This window comes from Sphingomonas sp. BK345 (assembly GCF_014193845.1).
In the GTDB taxonomy this organism is placed as follows: Bacteria; Pseudomonadota; Alphaproteobacteria; order Sphingomonadales; family Sphingomonadaceae; genus Sphingomonas.
Genome location: NZ_JACHZX010000003.1, coordinates 160665 through 187202 on the forward strand (window position 1 = coordinate 160665; position 26538 = coordinate 187202).

At 70.6% G+C, this 26538-nt stretch carries 28 protein-coding genes; 17 read left to right on the plus strand and 11 right to left on the minus strand.

Features of this window, described 5'->3' with window-relative positions; genetic code table 11:
• The first annotated feature begins 84 nt into the window (after positions 1-84).
• From FHY03_RS10145 to FHY03_RS10180, 8 genes are all read left to right on the plus strand, one after another.
• Complete coding sequence (locus tag FHY03_RS10145; protein ID WP_183922642.1) at positions 85-558, plus strand: outer membrane protein assembly factor BamE; 474 nt, start codon at positions 85-87, stop codon at positions 556-558.
• Positions 559-880: 322 nt separating this feature from the next.
• Complete coding sequence (locus FHY03_RS10150) at positions 881-2206, plus strand: glycosyl transferase family protein (RefSeq protein WP_183930592.1); 1326 nt, start codon at positions 881-883, stop codon at positions 2204-2206.
• Positions 2203-3234 (plus strand): hypothetical protein, encoded by a 1032-nt coding sequence (locus tag FHY03_RS10155; protein WP_183930594.1) that lies wholly within the window; start codon positions 2203-2205, stop codon positions 3232-3234. Before FHY03_RS10150 ends, FHY03_RS10155 begins: the two co-directional genes overlap by 4 nt.
• Before the next feature lie 55 nt (positions 3235-3289).
• Entirely contained in the window at positions 3290-4204 is a 915-nt protein-coding gene (locus tag FHY03_RS10160; RefSeq protein WP_183922636.1) for a sulfite exporter TauE/SafE family protein, read from the plus strand.
• On the plus strand, positions 4201-4965 hold the full coding sequence (locus FHY03_RS10165) for a TIGR02186 family protein (RefSeq protein ID WP_183922634.1): 765 nt from the start codon (positions 4201-4203) through the stop codon (positions 4963-4965). The genes FHY03_RS10160 and FHY03_RS10165 overlap by 4 nt, the downstream gene beginning before the upstream one ends.
• Before the next feature lie 78 nt (positions 4966-5043).
• A complete protein-coding gene (locus FHY03_RS10170) occupies positions 5044-6726 on the plus strand; it encodes an ATP-binding protein (protein ID WP_183930596.1) in 1683 nt (560 codons plus the stop codon).
• Between the two features lie 86 nt (positions 6727-6812).
• Entirely contained in the window at positions 6813-7787 is a 975-nt protein-coding gene (locus tag FHY03_RS10175) for an aspartyl protease family protein (protein WP_183930598.1), read from the plus strand.
• A 61-nt stretch (positions 7788-7848) separates the two neighbouring features.
• Complete coding sequence (locus FHY03_RS10180) at positions 7849-9258, plus strand: M20/M25/M40 family metallo-hydrolase (RefSeq protein WP_409314185.1); 1410 nt, start codon at positions 7849-7851, stop codon at positions 9256-9258.
• Between the two features lie 201 nt (positions 9259-9459).
• Here the strand turns inward: FHY03_RS10180 and FHY03_RS10185 are convergent, their stop codons facing one another.
• The 10 genes from FHY03_RS10185 to FHY03_RS10230 all read right to left on the minus strand — a co-directional run bounded on the left by FHY03_RS10185 (position 9460) and on the right by FHY03_RS10230 (position 15738).
• On the minus strand, positions 9460-10098 hold the full coding sequence (locus tag FHY03_RS10185; RefSeq protein WP_183922625.1) for a cell wall hydrolase: 639 nt from the start codon (positions 10096-10098) through the stop codon (positions 9460-9462).
• 172 nt (positions 10099-10270) lie between these two features.
• Positions 10271-10606: a DUF1491 family protein gene (locus FHY03_RS10190; RefSeq protein ID WP_183922622.1), complete on the minus strand. Its 336-nt coding sequence runs from the start codon at positions 10604-10606 to the stop codon at positions 10271-10273.
• Positions 10603-11064 (minus strand): PaaI family thioesterase, encoded by a 462-nt coding sequence (locus FHY03_RS10195; RefSeq protein ID WP_183922619.1) that lies wholly within the window; start codon positions 11062-11064, stop codon positions 10603-10605. The genes FHY03_RS10190 and FHY03_RS10195 overlap by 4 nt, the downstream gene beginning before the upstream one ends.
• Positions 11051-11521 (minus strand): PTS sugar transporter subunit IIA, encoded by a 471-nt coding sequence (locus tag FHY03_RS21035; RefSeq protein WP_183922617.1) that lies wholly within the window; start codon positions 11519-11521, stop codon positions 11051-11053. Before FHY03_RS21035 ends, FHY03_RS10195 begins: the two co-directional genes overlap by 14 nt.
• 31 nt (positions 11522-11552) lie before the next feature.
• Complete coding sequence (gene hpf, locus FHY03_RS10205; RefSeq protein ID WP_183922615.1) at positions 11553-12143, minus strand: ribosome hibernation-promoting factor, HPF/YfiA family; 591 nt, start codon at positions 12141-12143, stop codon at positions 11553-11555.
• Positions 12144-12197: 54 nt separating this feature from the next.
• A complete protein-coding gene (gene dnaQ, locus FHY03_RS10210) occupies positions 12198-12893 on the minus strand; it encodes a DNA polymerase III subunit epsilon (protein WP_183922613.1) in 696 nt (231 codons plus the stop codon).
• A gap of 8 nt (positions 12894-12901) precedes the next feature.
• Entirely contained in the window at positions 12902-13495 is a 594-nt protein-coding gene (gene coaE, locus FHY03_RS10215) for a dephospho-CoA kinase (RefSeq protein WP_183922611.1), read from the minus strand.
• 7 nt (positions 13496-13502) lie between these two features.
• Positions 13503-14318 (minus strand): shikimate dehydrogenase, encoded by an 816-nt coding sequence (locus tag FHY03_RS10220; RefSeq protein ID WP_183930600.1) that lies wholly within the window; start codon positions 14316-14318, stop codon positions 13503-13505.
• Positions 14315-14902, minus strand: a complete 588-nt coding sequence (locus FHY03_RS10225; RefSeq protein ID WP_183922607.1) for a nucleoside triphosphate pyrophosphatase — start codon at positions 14900-14902, stop codon at positions 14315-14317. Before FHY03_RS10225 ends, FHY03_RS10220 begins: the two co-directional genes overlap by 4 nt.
• Positions 14903-14907: 5 nt before the next feature.
• Entirely contained in the window at positions 14908-15738 is an 831-nt protein-coding gene (locus tag FHY03_RS10230; protein ID WP_132908428.1) for a pyruvate, water dikinase regulatory protein, read from the minus strand.
• A gap of 24 nt (positions 15739-15762) precedes the next feature.
• On the opposite strand from FHY03_RS10230, the gene FHY03_RS10235 reads away from it, so the two are divergent.
• The 8 genes from FHY03_RS10235 to ribA all read left to right on the plus strand — a co-directional run bounded on the left by FHY03_RS10235 (position 15763) and on the right by ribA (position 22617).
• Positions 15763-16035 (plus strand): hypothetical protein, encoded by a 273-nt coding sequence (locus FHY03_RS10235; RefSeq protein WP_183922605.1) that lies wholly within the window; start codon positions 15763-15765, stop codon positions 16033-16035.
• A gap of 38 nt (positions 16036-16073) precedes the next feature.
• On the plus strand, positions 16074-17099 hold the full coding sequence (hemE, locus tag FHY03_RS10240; RefSeq protein WP_409314194.1) for a uroporphyrinogen decarboxylase: 1026 nt from the start codon (positions 16074-16076) through the stop codon (positions 17097-17099).
• Positions 17100-17114: 15 nt separating this feature from the next.
• On the plus strand, positions 17115-17570 hold the full coding sequence (locus tag FHY03_RS10245) for a CopD family protein (protein WP_183931305.1): 456 nt from the start codon (positions 17115-17117) through the stop codon (positions 17568-17570).
• A gap of 158 nt (positions 17571-17728) precedes the next feature.
• Positions 17729-18985, plus strand: a complete 1257-nt coding sequence (rho, locus tag FHY03_RS10250) for a transcription termination factor Rho (protein ID WP_183922599.1) — start codon at positions 17729-17731, stop codon at positions 18983-18985.
• Between the two features lie 154 nt (positions 18986-19139).
• Complete coding sequence (locus FHY03_RS10255; RefSeq protein ID WP_183922981.1) at positions 19140-19856, plus strand: TerC family protein; 717 nt, start codon at positions 19140-19142, stop codon at positions 19854-19856.
• A 73-nt stretch (positions 19857-19929) separates the two neighbouring features.
• Positions 19930-20538, plus strand: a complete 609-nt coding sequence (locus FHY03_RS10260; protein ID WP_183930604.1) for an outer membrane lipoprotein carrier protein LolA — start codon at positions 19930-19932, stop codon at positions 20536-20538.
• Between the two features lie 226 nt (positions 20539-20764).
• A complete protein-coding gene (locus tag FHY03_RS10265) occupies positions 20765-21547 on the plus strand; it encodes an exodeoxyribonuclease III (RefSeq protein WP_409314187.1) in 783 nt (260 codons plus the stop codon).
• 47 nt (positions 21548-21594) lie between these two features.
• On the plus strand, positions 21595-22617 hold the full coding sequence (gene ribA / locus FHY03_RS10270) for a GTP cyclohydrolase II (RefSeq protein ID WP_183922979.1): 1023 nt from the start codon (positions 21595-21597) through the stop codon (positions 22615-22617).
• 220 nt (positions 22618-22837) lie between these two features.
• Here ribA and FHY03_RS10275 read toward each other — a convergent pair whose 3' ends face one another.
• Positions 22838-24055 carry a UbiH/UbiF/VisC/COQ6 family ubiquinone biosynthesis hydroxylase gene (locus FHY03_RS10275; protein WP_183930609.1) on the minus strand — a complete coding sequence of 406 codons (1218 nt, stop codon included), beginning with the start codon at positions 24053-24055 and terminating at the stop codon, positions 22838-22840.
• A 116-nt stretch (positions 24056-24171) separates the two neighbouring features.
• On the opposite strand from FHY03_RS10275, the gene FHY03_RS10280 reads away from it, so the two are divergent.
• Positions 24172-26478: a DNA translocase FtsK 4TM domain-containing protein gene (locus FHY03_RS10280; protein ID WP_183930611.1), complete on the plus strand. Its 2307-nt coding sequence runs from the start codon at positions 24172-24174 to the stop codon at positions 26476-26478.
• Positions 26479-26538: the final 60 nt, after the last annotated feature.

The following is a 26538-nucleotide window of genomic DNA, read 5'->3' on the forward strand; positions in this document are numbered from 1 at the left end:
CGCGGCGGCATATTGAGGCGCGAGGCCGCAATGTCCACGCGCGCGTGCCGCGCGGGCAAGCGGCTGGGTTTCCGCGGAGTATCGATGCGCCCCCTTCTTTCTCTCGCTTTGGCTGCCGGCGTGCTCGCCGCCGGGTGCACGCCGCTGCGCTCGCACCAGGGCTATATCGTCGACGCCGACCTGGTGAACTCGATACAGCCCGGAGTCGACAACCGCCAGTCGGTGCTCGCCACGCTCGGTACGCCCAGCTTCGCGAGTCAGTTCAACCAGGGCGACTGGTATTACGTCTCGCGCGACAGCCGCAATCTCGCCTTCACCCCGCCCAAGCCGCGCGACCAGCTGACGATGCAGATCAGCTTCGATCAGGCCGGCAACGTCACCACGGTGCGCAAGTCGGGGATCGACCAGGTCGTCTCACTCAAGCCCGACGGCAAGACGACCCCGACCCTGGGTCGCAAGCGCGGGTTCTTCCAGGACCTGTTCGGCAATATCGGAACGGTCGGCGCGGCGGGTGCGGGCGGCGGCGGCGGCCCGGGCGGCGGCAGCACCGGTCCCTGATCTCGCCGTCGCGGGCTGCGCTCATGTGATCCCGCGCCGCCATGGTCGAGCGAGGCACCTACAAGACTCGGGTGTCTAGCGAGTCTACGAGCCCGACATCCCTCACCCGCGGTTCGGCCGCGTCGCCACGAACGCCGCGACGCGGCCAGTACCGGCTTGGGGTCGGCACCGGTCCCGAAAGGGGGAAAGGGACCGCGGCGGCTAACGCGCGCCCGGTCGCTTTGTTCGCCACGGTTAACGCTTTCTCGCGAGCGTTGCCGATCGGCCACAGGCCCGAGAGAAAATTTGCCGCAGATCAAGGATGCGCTGTCGGGGGACAGCGATGACGGCGCTCGGCCTGATCGATCGTGGCGCGGTCGAGACGACGATCTTCGCCGCGGCCGTGCTCTTCGTGCTGGGCTTGGACGATGTGCTGCTCGACCTGATCGCGGCGTCGGTACGACGCGCCGATGCGCCCGTCCTCACTTTGGCGGGCGTGCGGCACCTCCGCTTCGCGGTGCTCATTCCCGCGTGGCAGGAGGAACAGGTGATCGGGGCGATGCTGCGAGCGACGCTCGCGCGCTACGATCATCCTTGTTACCGCCTTTATGTCGGCTGTTACCCGAACGATCCCGCCACCGCCGACGCGGTGCGAACGGTCGATGACCCGCGTGTCCGTCTGGTGGTGGGAGACCAGGACGGCCCGACCACGAAGGCCGACTGTCTCAATCAGCTGTGGCAGGCGCTCACCGCCGAGGCGGCGTGGCGCCCCGACGCGGTGGTGCTTCATGACGCCGAGGACATGGTCCACCCGCTCGAGCTGCGCGTGGCCGAGCAGGCGTTGCGCAGCGCGGTGCTGGTCCAGCTGCCGGTGCTGCCGCTGATCGATCCGGCGCGACATTGGGTGACCGGCCACTACGCCGACGAGTTCGCCGAGACGCACGCGCGCGACCTCGTGGCGCGCGCCGCGCTCGGCGCCGCGCTGCCGCTCGCCGGGGTGGGCTGCGCGATCCGTCACGACGCGCTGGAGCGGCTCGCCGGCGTCACCGGTCTGCCGTTCGCGGCGGACAGCCTCACCGAGGACTATGAGCTGGGGCTTCGCGCCGCCTCGCTCGGAATGGCGGTGCGGTTCGTGCGCCAACGCGACCCCGGCGGCGGACTGATCGCGACCCGCGCCTACTTCCCCGATACGCTGACGCACGCGGTGCGGCAGAAAGCGCGCTGGATCGGCGGCATCGCGCTCGCCGGCTGGGACCGGACCGGGTGGGGTGCACCGCGCGCGGCCGAACGCTGGATGCGCTGGCGCGACCGCAGGGCGCCGCTCGCCGCCACCGCGGTGGCGACGGCCTATCTCGCGGCGACGCTCGCCGCGGTGGGCCTGCTAGGTCACCATTGGCGCGGTGACTCACCGCCGGCGGCGGGCCATGGCCTCCGTGCGCTTCTCGCGGTCAACGCGGTCCTGCTCGGCTGGCGGCTGATCGCACGCGCTCGGCTCACCGCAGCGGCCTATGGCTGGCGCGAAGGGTTGCGCGCGCTGCCGCGGATCGCGGTCGCCAATGCGGTGCTGATCCTGTCCGCGGGACGCGCGCTGCGGCTCCACGTCGCGGCCCTGCGCGGCGCGCCGCCGCGATGGGACAAGACCGCGCATCGGTTCCCGGACCTGCCATGAGTAAGGGCCGCGCGCTGCGCTGCTGGGGTCTGCTGCTCGCGCTCTGGGTGAGCGCGCGCGCGGCGTGGCTGTGGCGCGACGGTGTGGTGCCGCGGCGATCGGCGGCGATGGTGGCGTCGACGGGCAATCGCCCGCCCGGCGCATTGTCCCTCGCCTACCGACGAGCAGCCGCGACCGCGCGCGTAGCGACCCACCCGCCGATACCCGCGTCCGACGTTCGCCCCGGCCACGCCTCTGCGGCACGGCCGCTGACGTCACCTCGGCCACCACGTCCATCGAGGCTGATCGCCGCCGCGGAGCGTGCGACACCAGAAGGGCCGATGCCGCTCACCGGATCCACCATGGCGATCGGCCCGTCGTCCGAGCGACGGAGAGCGCCGATCACCGTTGGCAGCGCCGTCCCTGAGGACGCCGCGCTGACGCCTCGCTGGTCGCAGACCGGCTGGCTGCTGCTTCGCGGTGGTGCGACGACGAGCACTGCCGCGCCCCAACTGGGCGGGGCACAGCTGGGCGTTCGGCTCGCCCGGGGGATCGACGACGAGGGACGACTCGCGGCCTCGCTGCGGCTGGTGTCGGCGCTTCAGGCGCACGAGCGCGAGGCGATCGCGGCGATCGAGTGGCATCCGCGTGCGCTGCCGCTCCGGGTGCTGGCCGAGCGCCGCGTCGGTGTCGCCGGGCTGCGCGGCGGCTGGGGTCTCGGCGTTGCCGGCGGCGTCAGCGACAGGACGCTGAGTCACGGCGCCCTGCTCGACGGCTATGTCCAGGCCGGCGTGATCGAGCGGCGCGGCGGCTACGCCGACGGTGCGGTGAGCCTCGAGCAGCCCGTGACGCGGCGCGGCGAGGCGACATTGCGGCTCGGTCTGGGAGCCTGGGGCGCGGCGCAGCGCGCCGCCGAGCGGCTCGACGTCGGCCCGACCGCGACGCTGCGGCTCGGGCGCGCCCGCGCGACGCTGGCGTGGCGCGCGCGGGTCGCCGGCGACGCGCGGCCGGGCTCGGGCGCGGCGCTCACGATCGGGATCGATCATTAGCGCGGGAACGCGCGGTGGCGTCGGCGCGCCGAACCGGCTAGCGGCTGGGAACGCCATGGACATCTACCTGCCGATCGCGAATCTGTCGGTGAACGCGCTCGTGATGATCGCGCTCGGCGCGGGCGTCGGGCTGCTCTCGGGCATGTTCGGGGTCGGCGGCGGTTTCCTCACCACCCCGCTGCTGATCGTCTACGGCATCCCGCCCACTGTCGCCGCTGCCTCGGCCGCCACGCAGGTGACGGGCGCCAGCGTCTCGGGAGTGTTCGCGCACTTCCGCCGCAACGGCGTCGACACGCGCATGGGCACGGTGCTGGTGATCGGCGGCGTGCTCGGCTCGCTGTTCGGCGCCTGGCTGTTCCGGCTGCTCCAGCGCTGGGGACAGATCGATACCACGATCGCGATCACCTATGTGCTGCTGCTCGGGTCGATCGGGCTGCTGATGCTGCGCGAGGCGGTGAGCGCGATTTTGGTGGCGCGCGGTCGCCGCACCGCGCCGCCGCGCCGCCGCCGCCACCACCCGTTGGTCGCGTCGCTGCCGTTCCGGATGCGTTTCTACGCCTCGGGCCTCTACATCTCGCCGCTGGCGCCGCTGCTGCTCGGCTTCTTCACCGGCATCCTGACGATCCTGCTCGGGGTCGGCGGCGGCTTCGTGCTGGTCCCCGCCATGATCTACCTGCTCGGCATGGCGACCTCGGTGGTGGTCGGCACCAGCCTGTTCCAGATCCTGTTCGTCACCGCCGCCGCGACGATGGTCCACGCCACCACGACGCGCGCGGTCGACATCGTGCTCGCCGCGCTGCTGCTGGTCGGTTCGGTGGTCGGCGCGCAGGTCGGCGCCCGCTTCGCCGCACGCGCCAAGCCGGAATATCTCCGCCTCGCGCTGGCGCTCATGGTGCTGCTGGTGGCGGGGCGGATCGCGCTGGGGCTCGGCTGGCGCCCCGACGAGATCTACGCGGTGGAGCTGTCGTGAGGCGCGCCACCTGGGCGCTGGCCCTCGCCGCGCCGCTGCTCACCGCGCAGAGCAAGCCGGTGCTGGTGCCCGACGTGTCGCAGCGCGACATCGAGATCGCGTACAGCTTCACCGGTGCCGAGCTGCTGCTGTTCGGCGCGATCCTCTATCCCGGCGGCCGCGTGCCGACCGGCGAGCGCCCCGCCGACATCGTCATCGTGGTGAAGGGGCCGACCCAGTCGATCACGATCCGCGAGAAGGAGAAGGTGGCAGGCATCTGGGTCAATGCGGGGCGGCTGCGCTATCGCTCGGCGCCGTCCTTCTACGCGCTGGCATCGTCGCGCCCGCTCGGCCAGCTGGTCGACGCGCGCACCCGCGCGATCTACGAGCTCGGGCTCGACAGCCTGCAGCTCTCGCCCGCCTCCGCCGCGCCGACCGAGGTGCAGGACCGTTTCACCCGCGGGCTGGTCGAGCAGCGCCGCCGCGCCGGGCTGTTCTACGAGGCGCCGGGCGCGGTCGAGATCACCGACGGCGTGCTGTACCGCGCGCGAGTCGCGATCCCGGCGCGTGTGCCGGTCGGGCGCTTCACCGCCGAGACCTTCCTGATCCGCGACGGCCGCGTGCTCGCCGCCGCGGTGCGCGACATCGACATCCGCAAATCGGGCTTCGAGCGCTTCGTCGCCGCCGCGGCGCAGCGCCACGAGATTCTCTACGGCTTGGCGGCGGTGGCGCTGTCGGTGCTGCTCGGATGGGCCGCGGGACGCTTCGCGCAGCGCGCCTGAGACGCCCGCCTCCATCCTATCTTTACGAAGCTGCCGTACCGCTGGCCTCCGCGGAATCGCAGGGAAAAGCAGCTTCATATGAACGACATCGTCGGCCAGGGCGAGTTCCGCGCGGCGCTCGCCGCCGCCTTCCCGGATGCGCCGCTCGCGGCGCCCTCGCCCGTGGGCCCGGAGCCGCTCGGCTATGTGCTCGAGATCGCGGGCGGGCAGGGCGAGCTGGTGCTTGATTCGCCCTCGCTCGCGGCGCTCGCCGGCCACCCCGACCCGCTGGTCGCCAGCGCCGGACAGGTCGGCGGTCAGCTCAAGGTGCGCGCCGGCGCGATGTGGCTGGTGGCGACGGTGCGGACGGTGCGGCTGGCGCGCGGCCAGGCCGACCAGGTGATCGCCGCGATCGACTTCATCGGCGAGGGCGAGGTCGAGCGGCTGACCGGCCACCTCCACCATTTCCGCCGCGGCGTCACCGCCTTCCCGCTGCCGGGCGCGGAGGTGTTCGCGGTGACCGGCGCCGACCTCGAGCAGGTCCACGCCGCCTCGGGTCGCGCTGCGATCGCGATCGGCACCGTTCACCCGACCCGTGACGTGCGCGCCTCGCTGTACGTCGACTCGCTGCTCGGCAAGCATTTTGCGCTGCTCGGCTCGACCGGCACCGGCAAGTCGACCGCCGCGGCGCTGATCCTCCACCGCCTGTGCCGGTTGGCGCCGCAGGCGCACGTGGTGATGATCGATCCCCACGGTGAATATGGCGCCGCCTTCGCCGACGAGGGCGCGCTGTTCGACGTCTCGAACCTGCAGATGCCCTATTGGCTTATGAACTTCGAGGAGCATTGCGAGGTGCTGCTCACCAGCGCCGGAGCGGAGCGCCAGGTCGACGCCGACATCCTCGCCAAATGCCTGCTCGCCGCGCGCGGCAAGAGCCGGCTCGGGCAGGAGATCGCGCGCCTCACCGTCGATGCACCGATCCCCTATCTGCTCAGCGACCTCACCCAGATCCTGCAGCAGGAAATGGGCAAGATGGACCGCGCCGGCGACACCGCGCCCTACCTGCGGCTCAAGAACAAGCTCGACGAGCTCAAGGCCGACCCGCGCTACGGCTTCATGTTCTCAGGGCTTCTGGTGGCGGACACGATGGCGGCCTTCGTGCAGCGCATCTTCCGCTTCTGCGGCGACGGCAAGCCGATCTCGATCATCGACGTCTCGGGCGTGCCGAGCGAGATCACAGCGGTGGTGGTGGCGGTGCTCAGCCGCATGGTGTTCGACTTCGCGATCTGGTCGAGGGCCGAGCCGCAGCGTCCGATCCTGCTCGTCTGCGAGGAGGCGCACCGCTACGTCCCCGCCGGTCGCGAGGAACGCACCGCGGTGGGCCGGATCCTCGGCCGCATCGCCAAGGAGGGGCGCAAGTACGGCGTGTCGCTGGGGCTGGTGACGCAGCGTCCGTCCGACCTCGCCGAGGGCGTGCTCTCGCAGTGCGGCACGATCATCTCGATGCGGCTCAACAACGAGCGCGACCAGGCGTTCGTCCGCGCCGCCATGCCCGAGGGCGCGCGCGGCTTCCTCGATGCCTTGCCCGCGCTCCGCAACCGCGAGGCGATCGTGTGCGGCGAGGGCGTGGCCATCCCGATCCGTGTCGCCTTCGACACGCTGGAGGAGGGCAAGCGACCCGCCTCCGACGATCCGGTCTTCTCGGAGCTGTGGCGCGACGGCGGCGGCGAGGAACAGATCGTCGCGCGCACGATCCAGCGCTGGCGCGGACAGGGACGCTGAGCATCGGGGCGACCGCTGCCCCGCGCCATCTCAGCCGTCGGTATCTCCGCTGGCGCTGCGTCCGGATCGGGCGTACCATCGCCGCCATGGAGAGGTGGCTCGCGCTCATGCTGGCCAGCATCGCCCTGCCGGCGTCGGCGCAGGCGGGGGCGCCCGCCCCTGCGCCGACGGCGGCACTCGGGGTCGTCCCGGTGACGCTTCCCGACGACCTGCCCGCCGATGCCGGCGACGCGCTCGACTTTCTCACCGCCGAGGATCGCATGACCGTGCCGGTCGAGATCGCCGGTGCGGGCCCCTTCCCCTTCATCATCGACACCGGCGCGCAGCGCAGCGTGATCTCGCGCCAGCTCGCCGCGCACCTCGGCCTCGCCACCGGGCGCCGCGTGCGCGTGGTCGCGATGGCGGGGACGAGCGACGTCGACACCGCGATCCTCCCCACCCTGTCGGTGAGCCCAAAGCCGGTCGCGCGGGTCGGCGGCGAACGGATCGAGGCGCCGATGTTCGAGGCGCGTCACCTCGGCGCTCCAGGCATGCTCGGGATCGACACGTTGCAGGGCCAGGCGCTGACGATCGACTTCGACGCGCAGCGGATGCAGGTCACGCCGTCGAGCCGGCGCGAGCGGCTGAAGCGAGAACCCGGCGAGATCGTGATCCAGGCGCGCAGCCTGTTCGGTCAGCTCGTCGTCACCAGCGCCACGGTCGCGGGGCGGCGCGTTCGGGTGGTGCTCGACACCGGCACCAGCGTCAGCCTCGGCAATCTCGCGCTGCGTCGCCTGCTCTCCGGACGACGCGGCGAGACCACGGTGCTGACCAGCGTGCTCGGGGTGCAGCTCGCCGCCGATTACGCGCTGCTGCCCGAGATGACGCTGGGGCCCGCCAAGATCCGCGCGCTGCCGATCGCCTTCGCCGACGCCGCGCCGTTCCGCGTCTTCGGCATCGAGGACAAGCCCGCGCTGATGCTCGGCATGGACGCGCTGCGCCTGTTCCGCCGCGTCCACATCGATTTCGCCAACCGCGAGCTGCGCCTGCTCCTGCCGCGCGACCTGCGCCGCAGCGGCTGAGCCCCGTTGCGCCCCGACCGCTTCGCTGCGAGGCTGGCCGCGGACGAACGAGGGAGGATCGATGCGCGGGATCGGGATGGCGGCGCTGCTCGCCGGGCTGCTGGCGGGAACAACGACAGGCGGCGCCGTCGCGGCGCAAACGCAACCGGACGAAAAGGCGTTCTTCGATCTCTACCGCGAGATGGTCGAAACCAACACGGTGGTCAACGTCGGCAGCTGCACCCAGGCGGCCGAGCAGGTCGCGGCGCGGCTGAAGCGCGCGGGCTATGCCGACTCGGACGTGACGCTCTTCTCCACCCCGGAGCACCCGAAGGACGGCGGCGTCGTCGCGGTGCTACGTGGCAGCGACGCGGCGCTGAAGCCGATGCTGCTGCTCGGCCATCTCGACGTGGTCGAGGCCAAGCGTGCCGACTGGCAGCGCGACCCCTTCAAGCTCGTCGAGGAGGGCGGTTATTATTACGCGCGCGGCGCGGTCGATGACAAAGCGATGGCGGCGATCTGGGCCGACGCGATGGTGCGCTTCCGGCAGCAGAACTATAGTCCCAAGCGCACGATCAAGCTGGCGCTGACCTGCGGCGAGGAGACCACCTTCGCCTTCAACGGCGCGCAGTGGCTGGCGCAGCACCGCCCCGAGCTGATCGCGGCCGAGTTCGCGCTCAACGAGGGCGGCGGCGGGCGGCTCGACGCGCAGGGCAAGCGCCAGCTGCTGGCGGTGCAGGTCGGCGAGAAGGCGGCGCAGAACTTCACCTTCCTGGCGACCAACCCGGGCGGGCACAGCTCCACGCCGGTGCCGGACAATGCGATCTACGAGCTCGCCGACGCGATCAAGGCGGTGCAGAACTACGAGTTCCCGGTGCGGTTCACCGATACGACCCGCGCCTACTTCACCGCGACCGCGCAGCGGGTCGGCGGCGAGCAGGCGGCAGCGATCACGCGCCTGCTGGTCAACCCGCAGGACCGCGCCGCGGACGTGATCGTCAGCCGCGACAAGGTGATGCACTCGACGCTTCGGACCACCTGCGTGGCGACGCTGCTGAGCGCGGGTCATGCCGAGAACGCGCTGCCGCAGCGCGCCACCGCGAACGTCAACTGCCGCATCTTCCCGGGTGAGACGGTCGACGGCACGCTCGCCAAGCTGCGCGCGCTGGCGGGAAGCAAGGTGACCGTCACCGCCAACCAGCCGATCCGCCCCACCGCGGTGCCGCCGACGCTCGATCCGAAGATCATCGGCCCCATGGAGGCGCTCGCGAAAAAGCATTTCCCCGGCGTGCCGCTGCTGCCGACGATGTCGACCGGGGCGACCGACGGCGTGTTCCTCGAGGCGATCGGCATCCCGGTCTACGGCGTGCCGGGAACCTTCCTTGATCCCGATTTCAACGGCGTGCACGGGCTTGACGAGCGCATCCGCGTCGAGTCGCTCTATGCCGCGCGCGATTATCTGTTCGATCTCACCAAGGCGTACGCGGGCTGACGGCCACAAGAGCAAGCGACACGCCGTCAACGCATCACCCGGCGAAGGCCGGGGTCCAGCTTGGAGGGCCGTGGTGAGACCCACATCTGTTCCGTAGCTGGACTCCGGCTTTCGCCGGGGTGACGAAGTCGTTGGGGGTTACCTGGCTCGATCAGCGAGGTCCGGAAACGCTCACCCCATCACTCGCAAGCGCAACGGCGCTCAGCGGAAGAAGACGTGGTTGCCAATCGAGGCGACGCGCTGACCGGCGGCGCGGCCGGTGCTGCGGTGGTGAAAGTAGAGCGCGTTCGACGCGTCGGTCTCCCACGCGTCCTTCATCGCGACCTTGGCCACCGCCATCGCGGTGCGCCAGTCGTCGTTCGACGGTGCCGCGGGCATCACGCCGCCGCGCACGAAGGAGAACTGGCCCTTCTGGGTGATGACGTCGCACACGCTGCCGCCGAAACGGCGCGACTTGGTGCGGTTGAGGATCACCTCGGCGACCGCGAGCTGACCGCTCAGCGGTTCACCGCGCGACTCGAAATAGATCGCGCCGGCGAGGCAGCGCATGTCCTCGTCGGTGTTCGACGGGATCGACTGATCCGCGACCGCCGCGGCGAGGGTGGGGTAAGCGACCTGCTCGTCCGCCTGCTCGGCAGCGGCTTGGTCGAGAATCTGGTCGGCGCTATCGGGCGCCGGCGCCGCCGTCGCGGGAACCGCGTCGGTGACGGCGAGCTGACTCGCGGTGACCCCTGGGAGCGTCGGCACTTCGGCGGCGAGGCCGGGCGCGCTCTGCAGGGCCAGCGAGACGATCGAGGCAGTGAACGCTGCGAAAGCGGCAGCGCGGGAACCTAATGGCATTCCACGTCTTGTCTGTGCGGTGGGTACGCGGGAACGGTCGCTGAACCAGCGTTAGCTGCTCAAAAGACCGACCGGGTGCCCCCCCGACTGCGTCACCGTTCGGGATCGCACCCCGCATCGGCACAACGCCTGTTGTCGATCCCATCTCGCTACGGGCGAGGGGTTAACAGCGTCAATCGACCAGCATCGTTTCAGCGACGAACCGTTCGGCGTCCGGGACGTCCAGTTCGATCACCCACAGGTCGGGGTCACGACGCCGTCGCAAACGCCAATAGTCCTCGACTGCGGCCGAGTCGCCGTCGCTGGGACCGGCGGCGATCAGCACGTCGCGGTCGTCGATCCCGCGCATCCGCTCCACCGCGCGCAGCGAGCGGCCCTCGCACAACAGCACCAGCACCGCACCCGACTGCGCCTCGCCCGAGGCGCGCACCACCGCCATGCCGCCGCCGTCATTGACTCGCCTGAGCAGCGCGCCGACCGCGAGATGGGTAGGCAACCGCGCGCTCATGCCGCCGGCGCCGCATAGCCGGGCAGGCTGGCGAGCGCGATCCGCGAGCGCATGAAGGTACCGGTGCCGCGCGCCACCTCCTCGCCGTCGACTGCGATCAATCGCGCCTCGGCGACGAAGACACGGCGCTGCCCGCTGACCCAGCGCCCCTCCGCCACCACCTCGCCCTCGCCGAGCGGGCGCGTGAGCAGCAGGCTGAACTGGGTGGTGAGCAGGAAACGATCGGTCACCAGGCTGTTGCACGCATAGAAGGCGGCATCGTCGAGCATCTTGAAATAGCTGGTGCCGTGCGCCGCGCCGGCGGCGTGGAAGTGGCGCTGGTCGACGCGGAAACGGATCCGCGCCACGCCGGGCTCCGGGATCTCGAGCCGCGACTCGAACAGACGGTTGATCGGGGCCGCCGCGTACAGCGACTCGAGCGCGCGGTGATGCGCTGCGGCCCCCTCAGGCGGCGTCACGCGTATCGTCCGCGGTGAGCAGCGCGTAGATCGCGTCGGGCGAACCCGCGCCGCGCAGCTTGGCGACCAGGGTACGGTCGCGGAAGCGCCGCGCCACGCGAGCCAGCGCCTTGAGATGCTTCCCGCCGGCATGAGGCGGCGACAGCATGGCCACCACCACGTCGACCGCGACGTCGTCGACCGCGGCAAAGCCGAGCGGCTGCGCCAGCCGCGCCACGATCAGCGCGACCCGCTGCATGCCGGCGAGCCGCGCGTGCGGGATCGCGACGCCGCCGCCGAACCCGGTCGAGCCCTCCTTCTCGCGCGCGGCCAGCCCCTCCGCGATCGCGCGCGCGTCCAGCCCGACCCAGGGCGCGGCGAGCGTGCCGAGTTGGGTGAAAAGGGCCTTCTTCGTCGCCGCGGGCAATCCCACGACGACGAGCTCGGGGACGAGCAGGTCGCTCAGGTCAGTCGCCATGATCGATGCGAGGTAGGTGGCCGCGCGCGCCTCAGCCAGCGCGCTGCGGCTCAACCCATCCGATCGTGCCGTCCCCGCGGCGATAGACCATGTTGTACGAGCCCGTGCCGGCGTTGCGGAACAGCAGCGCCTGGGTGTTGCGCAGGTCGAGCATCATCACCGCGTCGGAGACGCTTGCCTCGGGCACATCGACGCGGGTCTCGGCGATCACCAGCGGCGCGTCGCCGGCTTCCTCCTCGTCCGCCGACTCGGCGAACAGCGTGTAGCCGGCGTTGTCGTAGCCGTTGCGCTCCTGCTCTGCCTCGACCGCGGCGTGGGCAGGCGTGCGATCCTTGAGCCGGCGGACGTAGCGCCGCAGCTGCTTCTCGATCTTCTCGGCGGCGCCGTCGAATGACAGATGCGCGTCATGCGCGTCGTGACGCCCCTTCAGCACCAGCCCGCGCGTCACATGCGCGACGATGTCACAGGTGAAGCCGTTGTCATGCGGACCCTTGCCGAAGGTGGTCTCGGCCGAGATGGCGCGCGCGAAATATTTGTCAGCGATACCCTGGAGCCGGTCCTGCACATGGGCCTTCAGCGCGTCGCCGATCGCCACCTGGTGACCTGATATCCGGATATCCATCATTTCTTCTCCATCGTTGCCGGTCGAGCCCCTGCCCGGCTGGTGCTAAGCGCGTCATCCGGACGCGTCGGCCCCCCACAGGGGTTCTTTGACCCCCTTCAGAAACGCGGCATGCGCGGCCAGTTCCGCCGCATTCGCCGAAAAGAGCCGCGGCGGACGCGCGCGCGCCGGCGCCGGCGCGCTGCTGGCGGTCGCGGCGGTCACCATGATCGGCTCGCTCACCAGCCCGAGGCCGATCTGCCGCCCGCCCTGGAGCTCGACATAGACCTGCGCGAGCAGCTGCGCGTCGAGCAACGCGCCGTGCAGCACGCGGTGCGAGCGATCGATGCCGTAGCGGTTGCACAGCGCGTCGAGCGTGTGCTTGGCGCCGGGGTGGCGCGTGCGTGCGAGCTGGAGCGTGTCGACCATGCGCGAGCGGCACACCGCGGTGCGGCCGCAGCGCTCGAGCTCGCCGTTGAGGAAGGAGAAGTCGAACCCCGCGTTGTGCGCGATCAGCGGTGCGTCGCCGATGAATTCGAGCAACGCCTCGACGCCGAGCGCGAACACCGGGTGCTTGGAGAGGAAGTCGATGCGAAGCCCGTGAATCCGCGCGGCCTCCTCGGGCATGTCGCGCTCGGGATGGAAATAGGCGTGGAAGGTGCGCCCGGTCTCGCAGCGATTGACCAGCTCGACGCAGCCGATCTCCACCATCCGGTCGCCGCCGACGAAGCTCAGCCCCGTGGTCTCGGTATCGAAGACGATCTCGCGCATGCGCAGCGTTATCGACCCACCGCGGCGCGGGCGCAAGCGATCAGGCGCAGCACCGCCGCACGCGTCTCGGCGAGCGGCACGTCGGTGGCGATCACCGCGTCGGCACGCGCGCGCTTCTCCGCGTCGGGCAGCTGGCGCGCGAGGATCGAGTCGAGCTTGGCCGCGGTCATGCCCGGTCGCGCCAGCGTGCGCTCGCGCTGCACTGCCGGGGCCGCGGACACCACCGCGACCTGATCGACCGCGGCATCGCCGCCGGTCTCGAAGAGCAGCGGAACGTCGAGCACCACCAACGGCGCGTCGGCGTGGCGCGCGAGAAAGGCGGCGCGCTCGGCCGCGACCGCGGGGTGGACGATCGCCTCCAAGTCGCGCAGCGCGACTTCGTCCCCCAGCACGGCGGCGCCGAGCGCGGCTCGGTCCACCCCTGCCGCGCTGGTGGTCCCCGGAAAGCGCGCGGCGATCGCCGCGACCAGCGCGCCGCCCGGACCCTGCAGGCGGTGGACGACCGCGTCGGCGTCGAACACGGGCACGCCCGCCTCGGCGAACATCCGCGCCACCGTGGTCTTGCCCATGCCGATCGAGCCGGTGAGTCCGAGCACGATCATCGCGCGCTCACGCGAGCAGCAGGTCGCGCAGTTCGTCGTCGCGCTCGCGCGGCGGCGCGGCGCCGAAGAACAGCTCGAAGGCGAGCGCGGCCTGGCCGATCAGCATCTCCAGCCCATCGACCGTATCGAGCCCGCGCGCCCGCGCGGCGGCGAGCAGCGGGGTCTCCAGTGGTGCGTAGACGATGTCGTAGACAATCGCGTCCTCGGGCAGCGGGTCCAGGTCGAGCGTCAGCGGCGGCTGGCCGGCCATGCCGAGCGCACTGGTATTGACCAGCAGCGCGGTGTCGGGGCGCAGCCGCGCCTCAAGCGGCAGTGCGTCGCCCTTCAGACCGAAGCCGGCGAGCAGCGCGGCGGCCTTGAGCGGGGTACGATTGAGCAGGGTCACCCGCCCTGCCCCTACCTTGGACAGGGCGAACAATACCGCGCGCGCCGCACCGCCCGCGCCAACCACCGTCACCGGCGCGCCTGCGAGATCGAGGTCGGCGATCGGCGAGAGGAATCCCGCGGCGTCGGTGTTGGTCGCGGCGAGCGCTCCCGACTGGTCGCGAAACACGGTGTTGGCGGCGCCGATCGAGCCGCGCACCCCGCCGGGATCGGGCACATGGTCGAGCGCCGCCACCTTGTGCGGCACGGTGACGTTGCAGCCGCGCCAGTGGGGATCGCGCGCGCGGGCCGCGAAGAAGCGGCCGAGATCGTCCGCGACCACCTGCTCGGCACGATAGTCGCCGGCGATCCCCAGCGCCTCCAGCCAGAAACGGTGGATCAGCGGTGACTTGGAGTGAGCGATCGGGTCGCCGATCACCTCGGCATAGGGTGTCGTCACGTCGGTAGCACCTCGCGCGTGCGGAGATAGTCGAGCACCGGCAGCAGCGGCATGCCGAGGACGGTGAACTGGCTGCCTGACACCTTGGCGAAGAGCTGCACGCCCGGTCCCTCGATGCGGTAGCAGCCGACACAGCCGGCGATCGCGGGCCATTCGGCGTCGAGGTAGGTCTCGATGAACGCGTCGGACAGCCGCCGTACGATGATCCGCGCGGCGTCGACCACGCGCCACACCGGCCGGCCGTTCTCCGCGACCACCGCGGCGCTGACCAGATCGTGGTGGCGCCCCGACATGCGGCGGAGATGATCGCGCGCCTCGTCGCGTGAGGTCGGCTTGTCGAGCACGCTGCCGTCGTCGAGCACCGCGAGACTGTCGGAACCCAGCACCAGCGCGCCGGGGTGACGGGCGGAGACCTTCAGCGCCTTCAATTCGGCGAGCGCGTCGGCGAGGTCGCGCGGGCGCGCCCCCGCCATCGCCGCCTTAAGCGCGGCCTCGTCGGCGTACGCCGGCTCGGCGGTGAAGGGGACGCCAGCGGCGGACAGCATGGCGGTGCGCGAGGCGCTCTGCGAGGCGAGGATCAGCATGTCGGTCAGTCCGTGGTGCGCGTGGCGGTGCCGCGGCGCTCGTTGACCAACGCGATGATCGCCGCCGCGGTCTCCTCGATCGAGCGTCGCGTGACGTCGATCACGGGCCAGCCATTGTCGGCGAAGATGCGCCGCGCGAAGGCGATCTCGCGCGCCACCGCGTCCTGGTCGACATAGTCGGTCTCGGGCGCCTGGTTGAGCGAGAGCAGCCGGTTGCGCCGCACCTGGATCAGTCGGTCGGCGCTGGTGGTCAGCCCCACCACCAAGGGATAGTCGAGCGCGAACAGCGAGGCAGGCGGCGGGCTCTCCACCACGATCGGGATATTGGCGGTCTTGTAGCCGCGGTTGGCAAGATAGATCGAGGTCGGCGTCTTGGACGAGCGGCTCACCCCGGCGAGGACGATATCGGCCTCCTCCCAGTCCTCGTGCGCGATCCCGTCGTCGTGCGCGATGGTGAACTGGATCGCGTCGACGCGCGCGAAATAGGCGGCGTCGAGCACGTGCTGACGGCCCGGGCGCGCCTTGGCCTGCTGGCCGAGCAGCATCGACAGCGCGTCGTTGACCGGGTCGAGCGGCGCCACCGTCGGCAGGCCCAGCGCGCGGCAGCGATTCTCCAGCGCGGCGCGGGTCACCGGGTTCACCAGCGTGAACACCACCAGCCCGGGATTCTGTGCGATCTCCTGGAGGATGCGGTCGAGGTGCATCTCGGTGCGCACCATCGGCCAGAAGTGCCGCACCGTCTCGACGTCGTCATATTGCGCCAGCGCCGCCTTGGCGATGTTCTCCAGCGTCTCGCCGGTGGAATCGGAGAGCAGATGGAGGTGGAGGCGCACCATCCTCAGCCGCCTGGGGATCGAACTGTGGACAACATGGTGACGGGCGCTAGCGCAACTCGCTCGCGCCGCCAAGCGAGCGCGGCGGCGGTGGATGAATCCGATTCCATCCACAATCTCGTCCGCAGCCGCGATGTTCCTCCACAGCCTGTGGATAGCGGGGACGAGGCGTGCCGAATCGCTGACGCCGCGTCGGTCTCGCGCGGTCAAGCTGTTGGCATTTCCGGTGACGGCGGATTAAGCCACCGCAACCCACGCGCCATCCGCATCAACAACCTTCTTCGAGATTCTATTATCTGAAGGGGGCGAGGACGATCTCACCCGTGCCCACTCCCGCGATCGAGACCATCAAACCGCTGTTGCGCACGCTGCGCGGCGAGCGACAGGACAGACCGCCGCTGTGGCTGATGCGCCAGGCCGGGCGCTACCTCCCCGAATATCGCGCTCTGCGGGCCGAGAAGGGCGGCTTCCTCGCGCTCGCGACCGATCCGGAGGCCGCGGCCGAAGTGACACTTCAGCCGATTCGCCGTTTCGGCTTCGACGGGGCGATCCTCTTCTCCGACATCCTGATGGTGCCCTGGGCGCTCGGACAGGAGCTCAGCTTCGGTGCCGGCGAGGGGCCGCGGCTCGCGCCCGCGCTGGTCGACGCCACCTTGGGCTCGCTCGCGGCGGCACCGGCGCGGCTCGTCCCGGTCTACGCGACAGTGCGCCGCGTTGCCGCGCAACTGTCGCCCGCGACCACTTTCCTCGGGTTCGCCGGCTCACCCTGGACGGTGGCGACCTACATGGTCGCGGGCCAGGGCAGCCGCGATCAGGAAGAGACCCGGCTGTTCGCCTATCGCGACCCCGCGGCCTTCACCGCGATCATCGACGCGGTGGTCGCGCTCACGATCGACTATCTCGCCGCGCAGCTCGACGCCGGGGTCGAGGCAGTGCAGCTGTTCGACAGCTGGGCGGGCAGCCTCTCGCCCGAACAGTTCGAGCGTTGGGTGATCGCACCCAACCGCGCCGTCGTAGACGGCCTGCGCGCGCGGCGGCCGAACGCGACGATCATCGGCTTTCCCAAGGGCGCGGGCGGCAAGCTCCCGGCCTATGCCGCGGGCACCGCGGTCGACGCGATCGGGCTCGACGAGACGGTCGACCCGGCCTGGGCCGACCGCGTGCTGCCGCCCGGGTTGCCGGTGCAGGGCAACCTCGACCCGCTCGCGCTGCGCGTCGGCGGCGCCGCGCTCGACCGCGGGATCGACCGCGTGCTCGCCGCCTTTCCCGAGCGGCCCCACGTGTTCAACCTGGGCCACGGCATCGGCCAGCACACGCCGGTGGCGCACGTGGAGCATCTGGTCGCGCGCGTCCGCGGCGCGTAAGGGCGAGGCATGAACATGGCGGGTTTTCTCGGCGCGACCTATGATTGGGTGAAGGCGGCGCACCTCATCTTCGTGATCTTCTGGATGGCGGGAATGTTCATGCTGCCGCGCTATCTCGTCTACCATCAGGAGGGTCTCGCCGATCCGGCCGAGTCGACGCGATGGGTCGAGCGCGAGGGCAAGCTGCGCGCAATCATCCTTACCCCGGCGATGATCCTGGTGTGGGTGCTCGGCATCGCGCTCGCGCTCAACGCCGGCATCGCCGACGGTACGCCGGGGCTCGGCTGGCTTCACGCCAAGATCGCGCTGGTCGTACTGCTGTCGGGCTATCACGGCTGGGCGGTGGGCTATGCGCGCAAGCTCGCCGCGGGTCGTGCCACGCTCTCCAACCGCGCGCTGCGGCTGGTCAACGAGGTACCCGCGATCGCCGCGGTGCTGATCGTCATCCTGGTGATCGTGAAGCCGTTCTGAGCCGCGCGCGCCGGCTTGACTAAGCCGCGCCCGACTCTTACCTCGCGGCTACGGCGCGACCGGTCCCGGTCTCCCGCCTCCTCTACAGCTTCGTATCTCGAGCGTATTCTTCGCCGACCGAGCTTCCCCCCACTCCCGAGCACATCGGACACGTCTACATGCATCTCAAGGATTTGAAGAAGAAGGCCCCGGCCGACCTCGTGCAGCTCGCCGAGGAACTCGGGGTCGAGGGCGCGTCGACGCTGCGCAAGCAGGATCTGATGTTCGCCATCCTCAAGGTCCAGGCCGAGAACGGCGAGCAGATCATGGGCGAGGGCACGATCGAGGTGCTGCCCGACGGCTTCGGCTTCCTCCGCTCGGCGCAGGCCAATTATCTCGCCGGTCCGGACGACATCTACGTCAGCCCCAATCAGGTGCGGAAGCACGGCCTGCGCACCGGCGACACGGTCGAGGGCGAGATCCGCGGGCCCAAGGACGGCGAGCGCTATTTCGCCTTGGTGAAGATCACCCAGGTTAATTTCGAGGACCCCGACCGGGTCCGCCACCGCGTCAACTTCGACAATCTCACGCCGCTCTACCCCGATGAGCGGCTCAAGATGGAGATCGAGGACCCGACGATCAAAGACCGGTCGGGCCGCGTGCTCGACGTCGTCGTGCCGATCGGCAAGGGCCAGCGCTGCCTCATCGTCGCCCCGCCGCGCGTCGGCAAGACGATCATGATGCAGAACATCGCGCGCGCGATCAGCCACAACCACCCCGAGGTGTTCCTGCTGGTGCTGTTGATCGACGAGCGGCCCGAGGAAGTCACCGACATGTCGCGCACGGTCAACGGTGAGGTGGTCTCGTCCACTTTCGACGAGCCGGCGACGCGCCACGTGCAGGTCGCCGAGATGGTGATCGAGAAGGCCAAGCGCCTGGTCGAGCACAAGAAGGACGTGGTGATCCTGCTCGACAACATCACCCGCCTCGGCCGCGCCTACAACACCGTGGTGCCCTCGTCGGGCAAGGTGCTGACCGGCGGCGTCGACGCCAACGCGCTGCAGCGCCCCAAGCGCTTCTTCGGCGCGGCGCGCAACATCGAGGAGGGCGGCAGCCTCACCATCATCTCGACCTCGCTGATCGACACCGGCAGCCGCATGGACGAGGTGATCTTCGAGGAGTTCAAGGGCACCGGCAATGCCGAGATCGTGCTGGACCGCAAGGTCGCCGACAAGCGCATCTTCCCCGCGATCGACGTCGGCAAGTCCGGGACGCGCAAGGAGGAGCTGCTGGTCGAGAAGGACAAGCTCAGCAAGATGTGGGTGCTGCGCCGCATCCTGATGCAGATGGGGACTGTCGACGCGATGGAGTTCCTGCTCGGGAAGATGAAGGATTCCAAGACCAACGACGATTTCTTCGACTCGATGAACCAGTGAACCGCCCCCGCGCTCGCCGCCTTCAGCGGCGGGCGTGACAGGCGGTTGGGAGCGCCGGCGGGTCAGCAGTCGGTAACTTTTCGCGGGCGGTGCGTTGGTTCAACGTGCCGCCCGCTCGTATCTTCAGGGGAGTGACGTCGTGAGCCTGATCGCCATGCTGGCCGCCGCGGGGGCGGCCGTCGCACCGCAAGGACCCGGCTCGCTCGGCGACATCTGGCAGCATATCGTCGCCGACTTCTCGAACCTGAGCGACCCGGCCGCGCTGGCCGCCTTCGGCTCGGTGCTGATGATCGACCTGGTGCTGGCGGGCGACAATGCGATCGTGGTCGGCGCGCTGGCCGCCGGCCTGCCCTCTGATCAGCGCAAGAAGGTGATCCTGATCGGCATCGGCGCCGCGCTGGTGCTGCGCATCTTCTTCGCGCTGATCGTCACCTGGCTGATGGGGATCGTCGGGCTGATCTTCGCCGGCGGCCTGCTGCTGCTGTGGGTGAGCTGGAAGTTCTGGCGCGAGATCCGCGCCGGCGGCCACCAGCCGGACGCCGAGGGCAACGGCGACGCCGCCGTCGCGCCCGCGCGCAGCTTCGTCGGCGCGGCCTGGGCGGTGGCGGTGGCGGACGTGTCGATGAGCCTCGACAACGTGCTCGCCGTGGCGGGCGCGGCGCGCGAGCATCCCGGCATCCTCGTCGTCGGCCTGCTGCTGTCGGTCGCGCTGATGGGGCTGGCGGCGAACTTCATCGCGCGGATCATCGATCGCTACCGTTGGATCGCCTATGTCGGCCTGGCCGTCATCCTCTTCGTCGCGGGCAAGATGATCTACGAGGGCTGGGTCGGCGCCGAGAACACACCGGGCATCGCCTCGCTGCTCGGCTAGTCGTATGGCGCCGGGTTCACGGCGCGTTCAACGCCTCCGCGGCACCATGGGCCTGTCTGACAACGGAGTGACGATGCGTACTTTCCTCGTGCCGCTGACCGCGATCGCGATGGTCGCCGCACCGGCCGCCGCGCAGGGCAACGATCTCGCCGCGGTGCAACGTTTCCTGGCCGCGGCGGAAACGATGACAGCCAATTTCAGCCAGACCGACCGCAACGGTCGCGTGCTGACCGGCGTGCTGACGCTCAAGAAGCCGGGCAAGATCCGCTTCCAATATGAGAAGGGCGTGCCGCTGCTCATCGTGAGCGATGGCAAGGCGTTCACCTTCATCGATTATTCGGTGAAGCAGGTGCAGCGCTGGCCGATCGGCAACTCGCCCCTCGGCGTGCTGATCGATCCCAGCCGCGATATCTCACGCTATGCCAAGGTCGTGCCGTCGCCCAACCCCGACGTGCTCTCGGTGGAAGCGAACGACCCCAAGCATCCCGAGTTCGGGCGGATCACGATGGTGTTCGCGCGCGACGCCGCCGCGCCGGCGGGGCTGATGCTGCAGGGCTGGGTCGCGCTCGACAGCCAGGGCAATCGCACGACGATCCGGCTGAGCGGACAGAAGTTCAACGCGCCGGTGAGCGACAGCGCGTTCCGCTGGACCGACCCGCGCCGCCAGGGTCGCAGCGGCTGACAAATTTCTACAATCCGTTCATCTGACTGACAGCTTAATTGTCCTAAATAAGGGTTGTGGGGGCGGACGCCTCGGGGATTTTCCCCCTGTTGCCCTGAGCCCTTCTCCCCCGCTTGCGTGATGAACGCTGTGTCGGCCCTCGCTCCATGCCCCCGGAGCGGGGGCCTTTCACGTTCCGGCCGGCGAGGTGTTTGCGCGACGCGATCGACCGCCTATGTCGCGCGGCGTGAAGATCGTCTCCTGGAACATCAACTCGGTCCGCTTCCGCCTCGACATCGTCGAGCGCTTCCTGCGTGAGGCCGCCCCCGACATCCTGTGCCTGCAGGAGACCAAGGTGATCGACGCCGATTTCCCAGTCGCTGGATTTCACGCGCTCGGCTACGACCATGTCCTGCTCAACGGGCAGCGCATGCACCACGGCGTCGCGATCATCAGCCGCGTGCCGATCGAGGCGGACGAGCGGCTAGACTGGCAGGCCAATCGCGAGGCGCGGCACCTCGGCGTGCAGCTGCCTGGCGGGGTGCGGCTTGAGAACGTCTATGTTCCGGCCGGCGGCGACGTTCCCGACCGCGAGGTCAATCCGAAGTTCGGGCAGAAGCTCGACTTCGTCGAGCGCATGACGCGCTGGTCCGAGACGCTCGACGTGCCCACCATCCTCACCGGCGACTTCAACATCGCGCCGCTGCCGAGTGACGTGTGGAGCCATAAGGCGCTGCTCAAGGTGGTAAGTCACACGCCGATCGAGGTCGAGGCACTCGAGCGGCTGCGCGAGTCGAACGACTGGGTCGATCTCGGCCGCCACTTCCATCCCGCCCCGGCCCGGCTGCACACCTGGTGGAGCTATCGCTCGCCCGACTGGACCAAGAACGACCGCGGCCGCCGGCTCGACCATATGTGGGCCACCGCCGACGTCGCGCGCACCGCCACGGCGCACACTGTCTTCGAGCCGTGCCGCAGCTGGCTCAAGCCGAGCGACCACGTCCCGATCATGACCGAGTTCGCTTGGTGAGCCAGGCCAGCGCCGACCCGCGCGACGCCGCACGCGCGATCGACGCGATGCGGCGTGGGTGGCCGATCGCGCTCCACGCGCCGGGCGAGCCGCCGCTGGTGCTGCTCGCGATAGAGACCGCCGACGCCGCGCGGCTCGCCGCCTTCGCGCCCGACGAGGACTATGCCGTGCTGATCTCAGCCGGGCGGGCGGAGACGCTGACGCTGACCAACCAGCGCGCCGCCGCAGCGCCAGACCAGCCGGTGCTGATCGAGCGAGCGCCGTGGTTCGACATGGCGCTCGCCACCGCGCTGGCCGACCCGCAGCTCGATCTCGCCACCCCGCTCAAGGGGCCGTTCCGCACCGCCGCGCTCGCGAGCCCCGTCGCGGGCGCCGCGGCGCTGCGGCTGGCGCGGGTGGCCGGGCTGCTCCCCGCCTTCTTCACCGGCGGGGTCGAGCCAGCGGTGGCGATCGACGTCGCCGCGGTCGACGCGCACGAGGATGCGACCCGCCTCTCGATCGCGGTGCGCGCTCGGCTGCCGGTGGCGCAGGCCGAGGACGCCGAGATCGTCGCCTTCCGCTCGCCCGAGAGCGCCGACGAGCATGTTGCATTGCTGATCGGCCAGCCGAGCGGCGCACCGCCGCTGGTGCGGCTGCACAGCGAATGCCTGACCGGCGACGTGCTCGGGAGCCTGAAGTGCGACTGCGGTCCTCAGCTGGATGCTGCGATCCACCGCATCCGTGACGCCGGCTGGGGCATCCTGCTCTACCTGCGACAGGAGGGGCGCGGCATCGGGCTGGTCAACAAGCTTCGCGCCTATGCGCTGCAGGATCAGGGCTATGACACGGTCGACGCCAACACGCGGCTCGGCTTCGCGGTGGACGCGCGCGACTTCGGCGTGGCGGCGCGGATGCTGGTGCTGCTCGGACAGGAGCGCGTGCGCTTGCTGACGAATAATCCGGCGAAGGTTGCGGGGCTCGAGGCGGCGGGGGTGAGCGTGGTGGAGCGGGTGCCGCACGCACTGCCCGCCAACCCGCACAACGCGCGCTATCTCGCGACCAAGCGCGATCGGACCGGGCATCAGTTCTGACGGTGTAGGGTGCGTTCAAGTTGATTCACGCGAGGACGCGAAGAGGAATTAGGTGTTCGCACGCGGAGGCGCGGAGGCGCAGAGAGGTCACGCCCGGCCGCGCAGCGGCCAGACCGACACCATAGGTTGATGGTCAGGTTGCGTTGACGCGCGAGGCAGCTCCGCGCCTCCGCGTGAACCAATCTCCTTCGCGTCTTCGCATGAGCCGATCAGCAGCCGCTCACACCGTCGCGCCCATCAGCAGCTTGGGCAGATCCCCGCTCTCGCCGCGCGCCTCGCTCATGAAGCGGTCCTTAAGCGGTGGGATGCGGTCGACCGCGCTGATCCCGAAGCGGCGCACCGCGCTCGCGGCCTTGCCGGGGATGCCGAACAGCCGCGTCAGCGTGTCGGTCGCCGCCGCCACCATGAAGGTGTCGAGCCCGCGCCACGCCTCGTAGCGGCGCAGCAGTTGCGCGTCGCCTGCGTCGAGCCCGAGCCGGCGGCCCTCGACCAGCACCTCGACCAGCGCGGCGACGTCGCGATAGCCGAGGTTCACTCCCTGCCCCGCGATCGGATGGATGCCGTGCGCCGCGTCGCCCACCAGCACCAGCCGCGTGTCGGTCACACGCGCGGCATGGTGGAAGCCGAGCGGGTAGCTCGCGCGCGGGCTGGCGTGCGCCAGCGCGCCGAGGAAGCCTCCCATGCGCTGCTCCACCTCGGCGAGGAAGCCGCGGTCGCCGAGCTTGAGCATGCCCGCCGCCTGATCCGCCGCGACCGTCCACACGATCGCCGAGCGGTGGCCGACCTCGTCGTCGGGCAGCGGCAGCAGCGCGAACGGCCCGGCGGGATAGAAGATCTCGTAGGCGACGTTCTCATGGCTGCGCTCGTGGTGGAACGCGCCGACGATCGCGGCGTGATTATATTGCCACCGTGCGACCGCGATCCCCGCCGCCTCTCGCGTCGGCGACTGGCGCCCCTCGGCGGCGACGAGCAGGTCGGCGGTGACGGTACGTCCGTCGGACAGCGTCGCGCGCACGCCGCCCTGGTCGCGCTCCACCGCGGTCGCCCGCGTGTTCATGCGCAGGTCGACCAGCGGCGCGGCGGACACCGCCTCGTACAAGGCGCGGCGGAGCAGCCGGTTCTCGTACATCGTGCCGAGCGCGGCGTCGTCGGCAGCGGGGACGAAGTCGAGCTTGCCCGGCGCCAGCCCGTCGCTCACGCGGATGTGGCGGATCGGGCAGCCCTTGCCCCGCAGCGCCTCCCCCACCCCGATGGCATCGAGCATGCGATGGCTCGCGCTGGCGACCGCTGAGGCACGCCCGTCGAAGCCGGCGGCGAGCATCACGGCGGGGTCGGCCGGATCGACCACGATCGCGGAAAGGCCGTGGCGGTCGAGCGCGACCGCGAGCGCGCTGCCGACCAGCCCGCCGCCGAGGATGAGCACGTCTGCATGGTCCATGGCGCCCGCCCTACAGGGTCGCGCGCGGACGGGGAAGGGCGGGTCTCTTGACGCGGACTCGCGCTGGGCGGACAATGTACGCTGGGCATTTCAGACATCGCTGAGGACGGGAACAGATGGCGAGCAGGGCCGACGCGCCGCTGTGGCGCGAGACGGTGAAGGCGGGGGCGCTGCGCAGCGGTGCGCTGATCGTCGCGGTGGCGCTGGTCGCGCTGACGCTGGCGATGGCGCTCGCGCTCGCCAGCTATCGCCCGAGCGACGCCGCCTTCAACACCGCCGCGGGCGGCGTCGCAGGCAATTTGCTGGGCGCGCCCGGCGCCTGGTTCGCCGATCTCGCGCTCACGCTGTTCGGGCCCGCGGTGGCGCTGCTGCTGCCGGTGCCGCCGCTGGTGGCGGCGCGGCTGTGGCGCGAGCAGCCCGCGGGCGCGTGGCCGCGGATGCTGCGCGGCACCGCCGTGGCGGTGGCGCTGATGGCGGTGGCGCTCGGCTGCGCCGCACCCGGCGCGGTGCCCGCGCTGCCGTTCGGCTGGGGCGGCGCGGTTGGGCTCGGCGTGGTCGCTTCGACGCGCTGGGCGCTCGGACTGGTCGGCGACGCGCCGGTACGCTGGTGGGGTGTGGTCGCGCTCGGCGTGGTGAGCGGCATCGGCGGCGCCTTCCTGTGGGGCCGCAGCCTCGAGATCGATTTCGCCCGGCTCGCCCCACGCGGCGGGCTGCGCCGCGCGCGCGGCGACGCGGACGAGGCGTTCGATGAGGCGGACGCCCCGTTTGAGCGCGACGAGGTACCAGCGCTGGCGCGTCGCCCCGCGCCGCGCGCCGTGGCGGAGCCCAGCGACCGCCCCGCCCCGGTCATCAGTGAGCGCACGCTGGCACCCTCCGCGGCGGCGCCCAAACCGCAGCAGCGGCTCGACCTGCGCGACAGTTACACCTTGCCCGGGCTCGACCTGCTCACCCCCGCCCCCGCCAACCAGAGCAACCCGATCGACAAGGCCGCGCTGGAGCGCAACGCGCGGCTGCTCGAGACCGTGCTCGACGACTTCAACGTCAAGGGCAACATCACCGAGGTCCGCCCGGGCCCGGTCGTGACGATGTACGAGCTCGAGCCCGCGCCGGGGATCAAGGCGACTCGCGTGATCTCGCTTGCCGACGACATCGCGCGCAACATGTCGGCGATCTCGGCGCGCGTCGCGACCATCCCGGGGCGGACCGTGATCGGCATCGAGCTGCCCAATGCCAGGCGCGAGATGGTGTCGCTCCACGAGCTGGTGGCGAGCCAGGCATTCGAGGACCAGTCGGCGCAGCTCCCCGTGATCCTCGGCAAGAACATCGCGGGCGATCCCGTCATCGCCGATCTCGCGCCGATGCCGCACCTGCTCGTCGCGGGCACGACCGGATCGGGCAAGTCGGTCGGGCTCAACGGCATGATCCTGTCGCTGCTGTACCGGCTGACGCCGGACCAGTGCCGCATGATCATGATCGACCCGAAGATGCTCGAGCTGAGCATGTACGACGACATCCCGCACCTGCTCTCGCCTGTCGTCACCGATCCGGCCAAGGCGGTGCGCGCGCTCAAATGGGCGGTCGAGACGATGGAGGATCGCTACCGCCAGATGTCGTCGGTCGGCGTGCGCAGTCTCGCCTCGTTCAACGAGAAGGTGCGGGCGGCGCGGGCCAAGGGCGCGCCGCTCGGTCGCCGCGTGCAGACTGGCTATGGCGAGAACGGCCAGCCGGTCTACGAGGAGGAGCAGCTCGACTATGACGTGCTGCCGCAGATCGTCGTCATCGTCGACGAGCTCGCCGACCTGATGATGACCGCGGGCAAGGAAGTCGAGTTCCTGATCCAGCGGCTGGCGCAAAAGGCGCGCGCCGCGGGCATCCACCTGATCATGGCGACGCAGCGCCCCTCGGTCGACGTCATCACCGGCGTGATCAAGGCCAACCTGCCGACGCGCATCTCCTTCCACGTCACCAGCAAGATCGACTCGCGCACGATCCTCGGCGAGCAGGGGGCGGAGCAGCTGCTCGGCCGCGGCGACATGCTCTACATGCCCGGCGGCAAGGGCATCGTCCGCGTCCACGGCCCGTTCGTCAGCGACGACGAGGTGCGCGCGGTGACCGATCACTGGCGCGCGCAGGGCCAGCCCGACTACATCGAGTCGGTCACCGAGGAGCCGGCCGAGAGCTTCGCGCTGGAGGGCGCGCCGACCGGCGAGGACTCGGCCGAGGACCAGCAATATCGCGCCGCGGTGGCGATCGTGTGCGGCAGCCAGAAGGCGTCGACCTCGTGGCTCCAGCGCCAGCTGCGCATCGGCTACAATTCGGCGGCGCGGCTGATCGAGCGGATGGAGAAGGAGGGCGTGGTGAGCCGGCCGGACCATGTCGGGCGGCGCGAGGTGCTGCGCGATACCGACGGGAACCAGGTGTGAGCGAGATCCTCCCCGCTCGCGGGGAGGGGGACCAGCCGTAGGCTGGTGGAGGGGGGGGGG

Coding starts and splice junctions, on each gene's coding strand:
- FHY03_RS10230 (WP_132908428.1), bottom strand. CDS start 15,738: ATGGTGCGCCTCCACCTCCATCTGCTCTCCGATTCCACCGGCGAGACG.
- FHY03_RS10150 (WP_183930592.1), top strand. CDS start 881: ATGACGGCGCTCGGCCTGATCGATCGTGGCGCGGTCGAGACGACGATC.
- FHY03_RS10160 (WP_183922636.1), top strand. CDS start 3,290: ATGGACATCTACCTGCCGATCGCGAATCTGTCGGTGAACGCGCTCGTG.
- FHY03_RS10260 (WP_183930604.1), top strand. CDS start 19,930: ATGCGTACTTTCCTCGTGCCGCTGACCGCGATCGCGATGGTCGCCGCA.
- FHY03_RS10280 (WP_183930611.1), top strand. CDS start 24,172: ATGGCGAGCAGGGCCGACGCGCCGCTGTGGCGCGAGACGGTGAAGGCG.
- FHY03_RS10225 (WP_183922607.1), bottom strand. CDS start 14,902: ATGCTGATCCTCGCCTCGCAGAGCGCCTCGCGCACCGCCATGCTGTCC.
- FHY03_RS10170 (WP_183930596.1), top strand. CDS start 5,044: ATGAACGACATCGTCGGCCAGGGCGAGTTCCGCGCGGCGCTCGCCGCC.
- FHY03_RS10145 (WP_183922642.1), top strand. CDS start 85: ATGCGCCCCCTTCTTTCTCTCGCTTTGGCTGCCGGCGTGCTCGCCGCC.
- FHY03_RS10190 (WP_183922622.1), bottom strand. CDS start 10,606: ATGAGCGCGCGGTTGCCTACCCATCTCGCGGTCGGCGCGCTGCTCAGG.
- FHY03_RS10155 (WP_183930594.1), top strand. CDS start 2,203: ATGAGTAAGGGCCGCGCGCTGCGCTGCTGGGGTCTGCTGCTCGCGCTC.
- hpf (WP_183922615.1), bottom strand. CDS start 12,143: ATGGATATCCGGATATCAGGTCACCAGGTGGCGATCGGCGACGCGCTG.
- FHY03_RS10245 (WP_183931305.1), top strand. CDS start 17,115: ATGGCGGGTTTTCTCGGCGCGACCTATGATTGGGTGAAGGCGGCGCAC.
- FHY03_RS10275 (WP_183930609.1), bottom strand. CDS start 24,055: ATGGACCATGCAGACGTGCTCATCCTCGGCGGCGGGCTGGTCGGCAGC.
- FHY03_RS10185 (WP_183922625.1), bottom strand. CDS start 10,098: ATGCCATTAGGTTCCCGCGCTGCCGCTTTCGCAGCGTTCACTGCCTCG.
- FHY03_RS10255 (WP_183922981.1), top strand. CDS start 19,140: ATGCTGGCCGCCGCGGGGGCGGCCGTCGCACCGCAAGGACCCGGCTCG.
- FHY03_RS10175 (WP_183930598.1), top strand. CDS start 6,813: ATGGAGAGGTGGCTCGCGCTCATGCTGGCCAGCATCGCCCTGCCGGCG.
- rho (WP_183922599.1), top strand. CDS start 17,729: ATGCATCTCAAGGATTTGAAGAAGAAGGCCCCGGCCGACCTCGTGCAG.
- FHY03_RS21035 (WP_183922617.1), bottom strand. CDS start 11,521: ATGGCGACTGACCTGAGCGACCTGCTCGTCCCCGAGCTCGTCGTCGTG.
- coaE (WP_183922611.1), bottom strand. CDS start 13,495: ATGATCGTGCTCGGACTCACCGGCTCGATCGGCATGGGCAAGACCACG.
- ribA (WP_183922979.1), top strand. CDS start 21,595: ATGCGGCGTGGGTGGCCGATCGCGCTCCACGCGCCGGGCGAGCCGCCG.
- dnaQ (WP_183922613.1), bottom strand. CDS start 12,893: ATGCGCGAGATCGTCTTCGATACCGAGACCACGGGGCTGAGCTTCGTC.
- FHY03_RS10180 (WP_409314185.1), top strand. CDS start 7,849: ATGCGCGGGATCGGGATGGCGGCGCTGCTCGCCGGGCTGCTGGCGGGA.